At 74.1% G+C, this 13,437-nt stretch carries 7 protein-coding genes and 2 pseudogenes; 1 reads left to right on the plus strand and 8 read right to left on the minus strand.

Going from position 1 to position 13,437, the window contains the following annotated elements; translation table 11 throughout:
- The first annotated feature begins 194 nt into the window (after positions 1-194).
- The gene (locus ACFP3V_RS14240; protein ID WP_380583363.1) at positions 195-2,519 is read left to right on the plus strand and encodes an ATP-binding protein; all 2,325 of its coding nucleotides are present in this window, start codon (positions 195-197) and stop codon (positions 2,517-2,519) included.
- Positions 2,520-2,526: 7 nt separating this feature from the next.
- On the opposite strand, the gene ACFP3V_RS14245 is transcribed toward ACFP3V_RS14240, so the two are convergent.
- The 8 genes and pseudogenes from ACFP3V_RS14245 to ACFP3V_RS14280 all read right to left on the minus strand — a co-directional run.
- Positions 2,527-3,459: a LysR family transcriptional regulator gene (locus ACFP3V_RS14245; RefSeq protein WP_380583364.1), complete on the minus strand. Its 933-nt coding sequence runs from the start codon at positions 3,457-3,459 to the stop codon at positions 2,527-2,529.
- 64 nt (positions 3,460-3,523) lie between these two features.
- Entirely contained in the window at positions 3,524-4,717 is a 1,194-nt protein-coding gene (locus tag ACFP3V_RS14250) for a glycine C-acetyltransferase (protein ID WP_380583365.1), read from the minus strand.
- Between the two features lie 29 nt (positions 4,718-4,746).
- On the minus strand, positions 4,747-5,775 hold the full coding sequence (gene tdh, locus ACFP3V_RS14255; protein ID WP_380583366.1) for an L-threonine 3-dehydrogenase: 1,029 nt from the start codon (positions 5,773-5,775) through the stop codon (positions 4,747-4,749).
- Positions 5,776-5,986: 211 nt separating this feature from the next.
- A complete protein-coding gene (locus ACFP3V_RS14260) occupies positions 5,987-6,379 on the minus strand; it encodes a DUF3040 domain-containing protein (RefSeq protein WP_380583367.1) in 393 nt (130 codons plus the stop codon).
- Between the two features lie 232 nt (positions 6,380-6,611).
- A complete protein-coding gene (dinB, locus tag ACFP3V_RS14265) occupies positions 6,612-7,847 on the minus strand; it encodes a DNA polymerase IV (RefSeq protein WP_380583368.1) in 1,236 nt (411 codons plus the stop codon).
- Positions 7,848-7,874: 27 nt separating this feature from the next.
- Positions 7,875-8,628, minus strand: a pseudogene (locus ACFP3V_RS14270) (methyltransferase domain-containing protein).
- Positions 8,629-8,863: 235 nt separating this feature from the next.
- Entirely contained in the window at positions 8,864-12,289 is a 3,426-nt protein-coding gene (locus ACFP3V_RS14275; RefSeq protein WP_380583369.1) for a DNA polymerase III subunit alpha, read from the minus strand.
- 847 nt (positions 12,290-13,136) lie between these two features.
- A pseudogene (locus ACFP3V_RS14280) lies at positions 13,137-13,437 on the minus strand (SAV_6107 family HEPN domain-containing protein); the annotation flags it as partial.

Here is a 13,437-nt window from a genome sequence, read left to right on the forward strand (position 1 = left end):
CCGGTCGGCCATCCCCCCGTGACGGCCGATCGGGCTCTGTGCTGGGCAAGGGACTCCATGAGCGGTTGGAGCGGCCTTGCCCGGTCAAGCCTTCCAGCCCGTGGTGGGTGGAGTCGCGTAGTCCGTCCAATTCCGTACACTCCTGCGAGGCCGGAAAGGGCTTGCGGCCATGGGGTTTTCGAGGGGACTGAACGGTGGACGACAGGAGCACGGGCCTGCCGGAGCCGGAGCAGATCGTGGATCTGCCCCACTTCGTCACGGCCCTCGGACAACTGCGACTGTGGGCCGGCGCGCCCTCGTACCGCTCTCTGGCCAAGGCGGTGGGCCCGCTGATGCGACCGCCGCAGGTGGTCGCGCACACCACGGTCACCGACATGTTCAAGCCCGGCCGCCGCCGTCTGGACGTCGATCTGGTGGCGGCGGTGCTGCGGGCGCTGGGGCTGGACGAGCCGACCGCGACCCGCTGGCTGGCGGCCTGCGTCCGGGTGCACAGCGAGGCCAAGACGGGCGGCTCGGCCGGAGCGCTGCGGCAGCTTCCGCCGGACCTGCCCACCTTCGTGGGCCGTGAGCGCGAGATCGCGCAGGTGCTGGCGGCCACCTTCGGCACGGCCGACCCGGCGGGCAACGCGGACGGCGTGGGCGCCGCGGACTCGCCGACCGTCGTGATCTCGGCGATCGAGGGCATGGCCGGGGTCGGCAAGACCCAACTGGCCGTCCACGCGGCCCATCTGATGGTGCGTGCGGGCCGGTACGCCGACGTCCAGCTCTACGTGAACCTGCGCGGCCACGATCCCGAGCACCCGCCGGCCGACCCGGCCGCGGTGCTGGACGCCTTCCTGCGCCACCTGGACGTGCCCGCCCAGCAGATCCCCGAGGACCTGGACGGCCGGGCGGCGATGTTCCGGGACCGGCTGACCGGCCGGCAGGCTCTGCTGCTGCTCGACAACGCCGCCGACGAGGAGCAGGTCCGGCCGCTGGTCCCGGCCGAGCCGGGCTGCCTCGTCCTGGTCACCAGCCGCCGCACACTGGCGGGCCTCGACGGCGCCGTGCTGCACCAGTTGGCGCCGATGACCCCCGAGGAGTCCCTCGCCCTGCTCGCCGGAATCGCGGGCGCGGAGCGCGTCGAGGCCGAACCCGGCGCCGCCGCCCGCCTCGTGGAGACCTGCGGCCATCTGCCGCTGGCCGTCGCGCTGCTCGCCTCCCGGCTGCGGACCCGCCCCAACTGGAAGATCAGCCACCTGCTGGAGCGCCTCACCGAAGCCGGTCTCGACGCCATCGCCGTCGGCCGGCGCACCCTCAAGCCGATCTTCGACCTGTCCTACGACGGCCTTCCGGCCGAGGCCCAGCACCTGTTCCAGGCCCTCGGCCTCTTCCACGGCACCGACATCACCGCCCGCACCGCCGCCACGCTGGCCGGCACCAGCACGGTCGCGGCGCAGGCGCTGCTGGAGCTGCTCCAGGACGAGCACATGCTGCAGCAGCCGGCCCCCGGCCGGTACACCATGCACGACCTGATCCGCGCCTACGCCGCCGAGCGGGCCGCGCTGCTCCCCGCACCGGAGCGGCGGGCGGCCCTGGCCCGCACGGTCGCCTGGTACGCGCTCAGCACGGACGCGGCGGTGGCCGTCGTCGCGCCGCACCGGTCGCAGGTCCCGGTCTGGGAGGGGCGGGACCTGGCCGAACCAGGCATCCCGACGGACCGCTTCGAGCGCCACGACGAAGCCCTGGCCTGGCTGACCGAGGAGCGTCAGAACCTCGCCGCCGCCCTGGAGCACGCACAGCAGCTCGACAGCCCCTTCCTGGTGGAGACCCTCGCCCTGCTGCTGACCGACTTCCTCGCCATCCAGGACTACTGGGAGGACTACCTCGCCGCCGAGGAGGTCCGCGTCGCCAACGCCGCCCGCCAGGGCGACACGCTCACCCAGGCCCAGGCGCTCAACGGGATGGCCCGGGCGCTGATGGAGAAGGAGCGCTATGTCGAGGCTCTCCGGGCCGGGCACGCGGCGATGGAGCTCCACGCGGACATCGGCACCGTCCGCATGCGCGCCGCCACCACCGAGACGGTCGCCCTGGTGCACTACTTCCAGGAGGAGTACCAGCAGTCGCTGGACTGGTTCCTGAAGGCGCTCGCCCTGCGGCGCGAGGACGACTACGCCTTCGGGCTGGCCGCCACCCTCAACAACCTCGCCAACGTCTACGTCGAACTGGGCATGGCCGACGCCGCCATGGCCGCCCAGCAGGAGGCCATCAGCACGGCGGAGGCCGCCGACCTGCCCTACGCCGTGGGCCTGCTGAAGAGCGCCCACGGCCAGTCCCTGCGCGATCTGGGCCGGCTGGACGACTCGGCGGCCTGGCTGCGCGAGTCCATCGCCGTCTTCGAGGGACTGGGCGACCACCGCAACCACGCGACGACGCTGGACCACCTGGCCGGGGTCCTCGACCGTGCGGGCCGCCCGGAGGAGGCGGCCGAGAGCCGGCGCCTCGCGGAGGAGCTGCGCCGCCGCGCGGACGCCGTCTGACCCGCCGTCAGGCCCCGGCCACTGCGGCCTCGTCCAGCGGGGCGGCCGACTCCGCGAGCGCGGTCAGCACCGGCCGCAGCAGCGGATGCTGCTCGGCTCCGGCCCGGGTCGCGGCGAAGACGCGCCGGGTGGCCAGCGCCGAGTCGACGGTGCGGACGGCCACCTCGTCCGGGTCCACCCCGCGCAGCGCGGAACGGGGCACCAGCGCCACCCCCGCCCCGGCGGAGGCGAGGGCGACCACGGCGCGGAAGTCGTCCGAGGAGTGCACCAGGTGCGGCTGGAAGCCCGCGTTCTCGCAGGCGAGCAGGACCACGTCGAGGCAGGGGTTGCCGGGGTACGGGCCGATCCACGGCTCCTTCGCCAGGTCCGCGACCGCGACCGGGCCGCCCCCCTGGGCCAGCGGGTGCGTCAGCGGCAGGACCGCGTCGAAGGGCTCGGCGTAGAGCGGGATCCGGTTCAGCCGCCGGTCGTCCGGCCGGGGCGCGCCCCGGTACTCGACGGCGACGGCGATGTCCGCCCGGCCGTCGAGCAGCATGGGCAGGCTCTCGTCACCCTCGGCGTCCAGCACCTTGAGCCGGATGCCGGGTGCGGTCCGCGCCAGCGCGGTGATCGCGGGGGCGAGCACGAGGGCGATACCGGTGGCGAAGGAGGCCACCGTCACCTCGCCCGCGACGCCGGCCGCGTAGGCGGCCAAGTCGGCCTCGGCGCGCTCGAGTTGGGCCAGCACCCGGTCGGCGTGCGTGAGCAGGATCTCCCCGGCGGCGGTCAGCCGCACGCCCCGGCCCTCCCGGGCCAGCAGCTCGTGCCCGGTCTCCTGCTCCAGGGCGGCGAGCTGCTGGGACACCGCGGAGGGCGTCAGATACAGCGCGGCCGCCGCCGCGGTCACCGTCCGGTGATCGGCGACCGCGCGGAGCGTGCGGAGCCGTCGTGCATCGATCACCCGACCATTGTGCCTTCGGCAGGGCACCTGCAGGGGCGGCTGCGCCGCCTCAGGCGGGGTGGGCCTACCCCTTGAGCGCAGCCCTGGCGTCCGTGAACGCGGCTACCGCCCGCTCGACGTCCTCCGTCGAGTGCGCGGCGCTCAGCTGGACCCGGATCCGGGCGGCGCCGTGGGGCACGACGGGATACGAGAAGCCGATGACGTAGACCCCCCGCTCCAGCAGCAGTTCGGCAAGTCGGCCGGCCTCGGCCGCATCGCCGATCATGACCGGGGCGATGGGGTGCTCGCCCGGCAGGATCTCGAAGCCCGCCTCGGTCATCTTCGTGCGGAACAGCTTCGTGTTCGCCGCCAGCCGCTCGCGCAGGTCGTCGGACTGCTCCAGCAGGTCCAGCACCGTCAGCGAGGCCGCGGCGATCACCGGGGCCAGCGAGTTGGAGAACAGGTAGGGCCGCGACCGCTGCCGCAGCAGCGCGACGATCTCGGCCCGCGCGGCGACGTAGCCGCCCGACGCGCCGCCGAGCGCCTTGCCGAGCGTGCCGGTGATGATGTCCACCCGGTCCATCACGCCGTGCAGTTCGGGCGTGCCGCGTCCGCTCGGGCCGACGAAGCCGACCGCGTGCGAGTCGTCGACCATGACCATCGCGCCGTACCGGTCGGCCAGGTCGCAGATCTCCTTCAGCGGCGCGATGTAGCCGTCCATGGAGAAGACGCCGTCGGTCACGATCAGCCGCCGCCGGGCGTCCTGACTGTCCTTCAGGCACTGCTCGAGCTCGGCCATGTCCCGGTTCGCGTAGCGGAACCGCTTGGCCTTGCTGAGCCGGATGCCGTCGATGATGCTCGCGTGGTTGAGCGCGTCGGAGATCACCGCGTCCCGCTCGTCCAGCAGCGTCTCGAACACGCCGCCGTTGGCGTCGAAGCAGGACGAGTAGAGGATCGTGTCCTCCTGCCCCAGGAAGGACGACAGCCGCCGCTCCAGCTCCTTGTGCACGTCCTGGGTGCCGCAGATGAAGCGGACGGACGCCATGCCGTAGCCCCAGCGGTCCAGCGCGGTCTTGGCCGCCTCGACGATCTTCGGGTGGTCGGCCAGGCCCAGGTAGTTGTTGGCGCAGAAGTTCAGCACCTCCCCCGGGGTGCCGCCGCCGGTCACGGTGACCTCCGCGCTCTGCGGGGTGCCGATGACGCGCTCGGGCTTGAACAGTCCGGCCTCGCGGATCTCGGTCAGCGTGGCGGCGATGTCGTCGCGGACGTTGTCGAACACAGATGGCTCCCTGAAATCCTGAGGTGGGGTCAGACGGTCCAGTCGAGGATGACCTTGCCGCAGTTGCCGCCCGCGGCCTCGTCGAAGGCGGCGTCGAACTCGGCGGCCGGGTAGCGGGCGGTGATCACCGGGCTCAGGTCCAGGCCGCCCTCCAGCAGCACGGACATGGCGTACCAGGTCTCGAACATCTCGCGGCCGTAGATGCCCTTGAGCGTGATCATCGAGGTGACCACCTTGGCCCAGTCGATCGCGAACTCCTCGGCGGGCAGGCCGAGCATGGCGATCTTCCCGCCGTGGGTCATGTTGGCGATCATGGACTGCAGCGCCTCGGGACGGCCGGACATCTCCAGCCCCACGTCGAAGCCCTCGCGCAGGCCGAGCTGCCGCTGGCCCTCCTCGATGCTGTGCGAGCTGACGTCCAGCGCCAGCGTCACGCCCACCTTCCGGGCCAGGTCCAGGCGGTAGGGCGAGACGTCGGTGATCATCACGTTGCGCGCGCCGGCGTGCTTGGCCACCGCCGCGGCCATGATGCCGATCGGGCCGGCGCCGGTGATCAGCACGTCCTCGCCGACCAGCGGGAAGGACAGCGCGGTGTGCACGGCGTTGCCGAAGGGGTCGAAGACCGCGGCCACGTCCAGGTCCACCGGCACCCGGTGCACCCAGACGTTGGAGGCGGGAAGCACCACGTACTCGGCGAAGGCGCCGTCCCGGCCCACGCCCAGGCCGATGGTGTTGCGGCACAGGTGGCGCCGCCCGGCCAGGCAGTTGCGGCACTTTCCGCAGACCAGGTGGCCCTCGCCGCTGACCAGGTTGCCGACCTCGACGTCCTTGACCGCGGCGCCCACCGCGGCGACCTCGCCGACGAACTCGTGGCCGAGCACCAGCGGGGTCTCGATGGTCGACTGCGCCCAGCCGTCCCACTTGCGGATGTGCAGGTCGGTGCCGCAGATCCCGGTGCGCAGCACCTTGATCAGCACGTCGCCCGGCCCGTACTCCGGCTCGGGGACGTCCATCAGCCAGAGGCCCGGCTCGGCCTTCTGCTTGACGAGTGCTTTCACCGGAGGGCTCCCTTGCGCGCGGTCTGGATCACACGGTCAGTACGAAATCTGCCGGTTCGGCCCGGCCCCGGTCCATCGAGGAATTCTTAAGCGGAGCCGCAGCTGTCCTTCACGATCGTGCGCCCGAACTGGCGTGCAGGCATGCGAAAGCGGGCCCGGGAGGTGACTCCCGGGCCCGCTTTGACGAGGGACGGTCTGTGCTGACGACGCGTCAGACGCCGCCGCGCTGCTGGTCCTGACGACGCTGCCAGCGCTGCTCCATGCGGTCGACGACGCTGCGGCGGCGGCGCACCGGCATACCTGTGCGCGGATCCACCACGCCGAGCCGCGGCATCTGCCGCCAGGCCACCACGGCCAGCACCACGCTGCCGGCCATCAGCAGCACGCCGAGTGCGGCCAGCCAGGCCATCGGCTTGGAGGGCACCATGCCGCCCACCACGAGGGCGGCCCCTGTCACGAAACCCGCAACGGCCAGGATCACCGTGCGGCGGGAGCGGGTCCGCAGCCCCGCACCGTCGAGCGCCGACGCGAACTTCGGGTCCTCGGCGTACAGCGCTCGTTCCATCTGCTCGAGCAGGCGCTGCTCGTGCTCCGAGAGCGGCACGTCGTCCTCCTCCTCTGGTCGCCCCGGGCGACCGCTGCCGTCCGCTCCCCGGGGGATCGGACGGTGCCAAGGACGGGTCCGGAGTCACCTCCTGGAACCCACCCCACCGCACACTTCGTGGATCTTGCTCTGGGCCGCTCACGCCGCCCTGATCACTGCCTAATCCCGCTGTGTTGCGTATGCCCCGAGCGCCTGGCCGTCATGCTTTTCATGCCTGCTCGAATCATACGGCTCACCGTGGGTTTTCGGGCGTGGACCGCGCTTCGTGAACGAGCGGGGGCGGAGCGTGGTTTCCGCCTCCGGGGCCGTTCCGGAGTGAGCTGCGCAACAGGCTCGCGGGCCGCGGCGCGGCCGATCCGAACCTGGCCGCGAGGGCGTCCACGGTCCGTTCGACCTCGGACCACCCGTGCTCCCGGCCGCCCAGCTCCAACTGCTGCGGACGGCCGCCCGGAGCCAGGCCCTCGACCCGGACCCCGAGCAGCCGGATCCGGGCCCGGCGCAGCCCGAGCGCCTCGTAGAGGCCGACCGCCGCGGCGTGGAGGTCCGGGGTGAGATCCACCGCCTCGGGCAGGGTGCGCGAACGGGTGATGGTGCGCAGGTCCGCGAAGCGCAGCTTGAGGGTGACCGTCCGGCCCGCCAGCCCGGCCGCGCGCAGCCGGGCGGCGGTGGCCGCGGACAGGTCGAGCAGGGTGCGCCGGACCGTCTCCGGGTCGTCCACGTCGGCCGGGAAGGTGTGCTCGTGGCCGAGGCTGCGCTCGGTGCGCTGGGGTACGACGGGACGCTCGTCCAGGCCGCGGGAGAGGGCGTGCAGGCCGTCCCCGGCGGCGGCCCCGAGGATCCGGCGCAGGGTGTCCCGCGGGGTGTCGGCCAGGTCGGCGACGGTGTGCAGGCCGAAGCGGGCCAGCGCCTCGGCGGTCTTCCCGCCGACGCCGAGCAGCGCGGCGGCGGGCTGCGGGCGCAGGAAGCCCCGCACCTGATCCTCCGTCACCTCCCGCAGCCCGTCCGGCTTCGCGGCCACCGAGGCGAGCTTGGCCACCAGCTTGTTCGGCCCGATCCCGACCGAGCAGGCGAGGCCCTGCTCCTCGGCCACCCGCAGCCGGATCAGCCGGCCGAGCGCGGCGGGCCGCAGCGGCACCCCGGCCAGGTCGAGGTAGGCCTCGTCCAGGCCCACCTGCTCGACCCGGCGGACGAAGCCGTGCAGCACGGCCATGACGTTGGCGGAGACGGCGGCGTACGCGTCGAAGTCGGGCGGCAGCACGACGGCGTCGGGGCAGAGCCGCCGGGCCCGGACCGTGGGCTGGCCGGCGTGCACGCCCAGGGCGCGGGCGTCGTAGCTCGCGGACATGACGACGCCGCGCGGCCCGGTCCCCGCGACCAGCACGGGCACGCCGCTCTCGCGCAGGTCGGGCCTGCGCCGCAGCTCGACGGAGACGTAGAAGGCGTCGAGGTCGACGTGGATCACCGGCACGGGGACTCACCGCCCCCGTGCGGCGGTTCAGTGCAGCCGGGCCAGCAGGTGCAGCTGGGTGGCCACGGCGTGGAACGCCGGATCGGCGGCGGCGTCGGCCTCCAGCGCGAGCAGCGACTCCAGCGCGCCAGGCTCGGTGTCCACCAGCACGCCGGGCACCAGGTCCGCGAAGATCCGCACGCCGTGCACGGCCGCGACGTCCAGCCCGGCGGGCTGNCTGCGCGAGCTCGCGCAGCTCCGCCACGGTGAACCGGCGGGGCGTGCCAGGGACGGTGCCTGCGGCTCCGCCGCGCAGCACCTCGCGGGCCTCGTCGAAGTGGCCGCCGAGCGCCCGGGCCAGCACGGCGCCGTTGCGGTTGGCCGCGAGCAGGCTGACGAACCCGCCGTCCTTGCGAAGCGTACGGGTGAGCTGTCCCAGGGCTTCTGACGGTTCGTCGACGACCTCGAGCACGCCGTGGCAGAGGACGGCGTCCACGCTGCCGGGCTCGACGAGGTCGGGCAGGGTCTGCGTGTCCCCCTGCACGGCGCGGACCAGTTCGGTGACCCCGGCTTCCGCGGCGCGGCGCTCGAGGGCGAACAGGGCGTCCGGGCTGGGGTCGACGACGGTGACCCGATGGCCGAGGCGGGCCACGGGCACGGCGAAGTTGCCGGTGCCGCCGCCCGTGTCCAGCACGTCCAGCACGTCCCGGCCCACGTCCGCGGAACGGCGCGCGAGCGCCTCCTGCAGGACGTCCCAGACGACAGCGGTCCGCAGGGCGCTCCGGGGACGCGTCGGATACACGAGCCAGCTCCTCGCTTCGGCGTTCTCTTGCCCGCCCACCTTATGGCAGACGAGGGCCCCTTCAGGGGCGCGGGGAACTGCGCGAGCAACCCCCCACCCGGGGAGGTTCGTCCCCAGGTGCGGGTCGGACCTCCGTGGGTGGTGGGGTGCTCGCGCAGTTCCCCGCCCCCCTGGCTTCGCCGGGGGGACCCCCAGCGCTCCTGGGAGTGCGACTGACTGCCGCCGCGCAAGCTGGTCATCCCGGGCTCCCGGGGCTGGAGTGCCAGAGTTTGCGGGGGGCCGCGTTCGCCGGCGTGCCGGGCGGCTGCAGGTCCGCGTAAGGGGACATGCGGAAGCCGCTCGGATGCACCAGCACCCGCCGGGGCGGGATGCCGACCGCCTTGGGACGAGGGGCGATCCTCGCCCGCACCGCGTCGATCCCTTCCGCCCGCCACAGCGCGTCCAGCGCGCCCAGCTCCCACGCGCCCGTCGCCGTCATCGAGACGCCGCGTGGGCCCGTCCGCCTCAGCACGCCCCGGGCGAGCAGCAGCCAGGAGTGGAAGACCGTCCCCGCGTACTCCTGCTGGGCGTCCTCGAACATGGCGAAGTCCACCGGGCCGGTCGAGTCGTCCAGCGTGGCGAAGACGACGCGAACGCCCGTCCGCACCGGCGGGGTCTGCGTGGCGACCTTGACCCCGGCGACCAGGATCTCCCTCCGGCTGCGCACCCGCAGCAGGTCCCTGGCCCGGGTGACGCCGAGGGCGTCGAGGAAGTCCTGATAGGGCGTCAGCAGGTGGACGCTGTGGTCGAGTCCGAGGGCCTCCACCTCGCCGCGGATCCGTTCGCTGGGCGTCGGCTCCGGCAGGACCGGGGCCAACTCCTCCTCCGGGCCCGCCAGTTCCAGCTGGTCCGGGCCGGGGCGGCGCGGGCCGGACCTGGGGCGCGGGTCCGTGGTGGCGTGGAAGAGCAGGTCGCGGCGGGTCAGGGCGGGATGCAGGGCGTCCAGGGCGCCGGCCTGGATCAGCTGCTCCAGGGTGGGCTGGCTCGGCTCCGCGCGCCGCCGGAAGTCGGCCAGCGAGCGGTAGGGCGCCTCCGCGCGGCCCGCCACGATGCGTTCGATCTCGGCGTCGCTGATCCCCTTCACGTCCATCAGCCCGATCCGCAGCGCGGCGCCGCCCTCCTCGACGGTGTAGTGCGCCACCGAGGCGTTGACGCAGGGCGGGCGGACCGCCACCCCGAACTGGCGGGCGTCGTCGAGGATCAGCCGCTTCGGGTACATGCCGGGGTCGTGGGTGAGCACCCCGGCGTAGAAGGCGGCGGGGTGATGGGTCTTCAACCAGGCGGACTGGTAGGTGGGCAGCGCGAAGGCGGCGGCGTGCGCCTTGCAGAACCCGAAGGAGGCGAAGGCCTTGAGGACCTCCCAGACCTGCTCCACCACCGGCCGCGGATAGCCGCGATGATCGGCCGCCAGGCAGAACCAGTCCCCCACCGCCTGCTGGCCCTTGATGCTGCCGAGCGCCCGCCGGGCCTCGTCGCCCCGGGCGGGGGTGCAGCCGGTCATCCGGACGATGATCTTGATGACCTGCTCGTGGAAGACCACCACCCCCTCCGTCTCGGCCAGGATCTCCCGCAGGCTCTCGTGCGGGAACCGCGGCTGCGCCCAGCCGTGGCGGGCGTTGAGGAACGGGGTGACCATGTCGCTCTTGACCGGGCCGGGCCGGAACAGCGAGATGTCGATGATCAGGTCCTCGAAGGTCTCCGGGGCGAACTTGCCGATCAGCTCCCGCTGGCCGGGCGACTCGATCTGGAAGCAGCCCAGGGTCCTGGTGGACCGGATCAGCTCGAAGGTCTCCGGGTCGTCCAGCGGCGTCGCGTCCAGGTCCACCGGCTGACCGCCCGTCAGCTCGACCTGCTCCAGGGCGTGCGCCATCGCGGACTGCATCCGCACGCCCAGCACGTCCAGTTTGAGCAGGCCGATCGCCTCGACGTCGTCCTTGTCGAACTGGCTCATCGGGTAGCCCTGGGCGCTGGTCTCCACCGGGGTGCGGTCGCGCAGCTGACGGTCCGACAGCAGCACGCCGCTGGGGTGCAGGGCGACATGGCGGGGCAGCCCGTCCAGCTTCTCGACCAGGTCGAAGAGGACGGCGAACAGGCCCTCGTCCAGGCCGCCGCGGCGCAGCTCGGGAAGGTCCCGCAGGGCGGCGCGGGCGTCCCGGGCGCGGATGTGCGGGAATGCCTTGGCCACGGCGTCGATCTCGGCCGGGGGCAGCCCGAGGGCGGCCCCGGCGTCGCGGACGGCGTGGCGGACCCGGTAGGTCTCCATCATCGAGACGCACATGGTCCGCTCCGGGCCGAAGCGCTGCAGGATCAGGTCGTAGACCTCGGTGCGACGGGCGGACTCCACGTCGATGTCGATGTCCGGCAGGGAGGTGCGGCGGGCGGAGAGGAACCGCTCCATCAGCAGGCCGTACCGGATCGGCTCGACACCGGAGATGTCCAGCAGGTGGTTGACCAGGCTGCCCGCGCCGGAGCCGCGCGCGGCGACCCGGATGCCGGCCTCCCGGGTGAGCCGGACGACCTCGGCGACGGTGAGGAAGTAGGACTCGTAGCCCAGGGTCCGGATCAGCGCCAGCTCCTCCTCCAGCCGGTCGCGCACCTCCTTGGTCTCCGCGCCGTAGCGGCGGCCGATGCCCGCCTCGCAGCGGGCCCGCAGCTCGGCGGCGGCCCGCTCGCGGGTCGTGCCGAGGACCCGCGGTTCCGGCATCCGGATGGAGCCCAGCCCCAGGTCGTCGTAGGGATCGAGGAAGTGCCGCTCGGCGAGGCGGCGGGTGTCCGCGAGCAGGCGGCGGACCTCGGCGCGGTCGCCGCCACAGAGCTCCTCGGCGAGAGCGGCCATCTGCTGACCGGTCTTCAGGTACTCCTCCGCGTTGACCCGGTCGCGGTGGCGCAGCTCCAGCGGGACCAGGCGCCGGGAGGCGTCCAGGACGTCCGCCACCGGCCCGTCCTCGGGGGCGAGGTAGCGCACGGCGTTGCTGAGCACGGCGGTGACGCCGAGCTCGCGGGCGAGGCGGAGCAGGCGGCCTGCGGCCGGCCCGGACGCCGGATGACCGGGCGGGGCGAGCTGGTGCACCACCTCGACGACGACCTCGGCCGCCCCGGCCTCGGCGCGCCAGCGCCGTAGGGCCGCCTCCGCGAGGTCCACCCGCCCGGCGGCGAGAGCCCGGCCCGGCCCGGACGCCGGCCCCAGCAGGACCGTCAACTCGCCCTCGCTGCCGGCCTGTTCCGCGATGACCTGCGGAGTGACGGCAGGGTTGCCGCGCAGGGCGACGGAGTCGCCGTGCGCGGCGCTGACGGTGCGGCAGAGCGCGCCCCAGCCGCCTCGCCCCCGCTGGGCCAGCACGGTCACCCGCGCGGGCCGGGCGCTGTCGGCCGACGCCCGGTCCGCGTTCGCCTGCGGCGTGCCGACGGCGAGGTCCGCGCCCAGGACCGGATGCAGGCCTGCCCCCGCGCAGGCCTCGGCGAAGCGGACCGCCCCGTACAGGCCGTCCCGGTCGGTGAGCGCGAGCCCGTCCATCCCGTACTCCGCCGCCCGCTCCACGAGCGCCTGCGGCGTGGCCGTGCCGTACCGCAGCGAGTACCCGGACGCGACGTGCAGGTGCACGAAGGAGTCGGCGGTACTCATGTGTGACTCCTTCCTCAACCAGGCAACTCCCTTGGGAGCACGGGACGTTCTCGCCCCATCCGCCCCCCGGCCGGGGATGTCCCCGCCGGGCCGCGCGATGGCCCCGCCGAAGGCACCCTGCGGGGGCCCGGCCGGAGGCCGGTGATCCCGCGCCCCGGGGGCGGAGCCGCCCCTGTTCCCGCCAAGCGGCCCCACGCCCCAGGCTTCGCCGGAGACATCCCCACCGCGGCGGAACCCGGCCCGAGGCCAGTGCTCCCGCGCCCCGGAGGCGGAGCCGCCCCTGTTCCCGCCAAGCGGCCCCACGCCCCAGGCTTCGCCGGAGACATCCCCACCGCGGCGGAACCCGGCCCGAGGCCAGTGCTCCCGCGCCCCGGAGGCGGAGCCGCCCCTGTTCCCGCCAAGCGGCCCCACGCCCCAGGCTTCGCCGGAGACATCCCCACCGCGGCGGAACCCGGCCCGAGGCCAGTGCTCCCGCGCCCCGGAGGCGGAGCCGCCCTTGGCTTCGCCGGAGGCACCTCCCCAGCGCGGGGAACCCGGCCCGAGGCGGGTGGTCCCGCGCTCCCGGGGCGGAGCCGCCCCCGTTCCCGCCAAGCGGCCCCACGCCCCGGGCTTCGCCAGAGACATCCCCACCGCGGCGGAACCCGGCCCGAAGCCAGTACTCCCGCGCCCCGGAGGCGGAGCCGCCCTTGGCTTCGCCGGAGGCACCTCCCCAGCGCGGGGAACCCGGCCCGAGGCCGGTGGTCCCGCGCTCCCGGGGCGGAGCCGCCACGGCGGAGCCGCATGCAGGCCGCGTCCCCCGTCCTCGCCGGGGCGGCCTCCCCACGGCCGTGAGGGAGGGCGGCTCCGGCTAGCCCGTTCTGGGCATCTGCGGCTGGGCGGGGACGGGCCTCAGGGCGATGACGCGTTGCACGATGCGCAGGAACAGTGCCGTGTTGCGGATCAGATCGTCCGCGTCCCGCATCGTCGCCGCCGAGGTGATGCCCGCCTCCGCGGCCGCGCGCTTGGGCGCGCCCGCCGCGTAGTAGACCGCCCACTCGCTCAACTCCGGGGCCACTTCGGGCAGTACCTCCCACGCGGGGCGGATCCGCTTGCGCTTGCGCGGGCTCGTCTCCGGGCGCCCCCGCACCGCCAGCACCGCGGCCGGCCCG

The sequence above is a fragment of the Streptacidiphilus monticola genome (assembly GCF_042658505.1).
Taxonomy (GTDB): Bacteria; Actinomycetota; Actinomycetes; order Streptomycetales; family Streptomycetaceae; genus Streptacidiphilus; species Streptacidiphilus monticola.

Excerpts from the sequence above, each read along its gene's own strand:
- ACFP3V_RS14275 (WP_380583369.1), bottom strand. The coding sequence starts at position 12,289 with ATGAGTACCGCCGACTCCTTCGTGCACCTGCACGTCGCGTCCGGGTAC.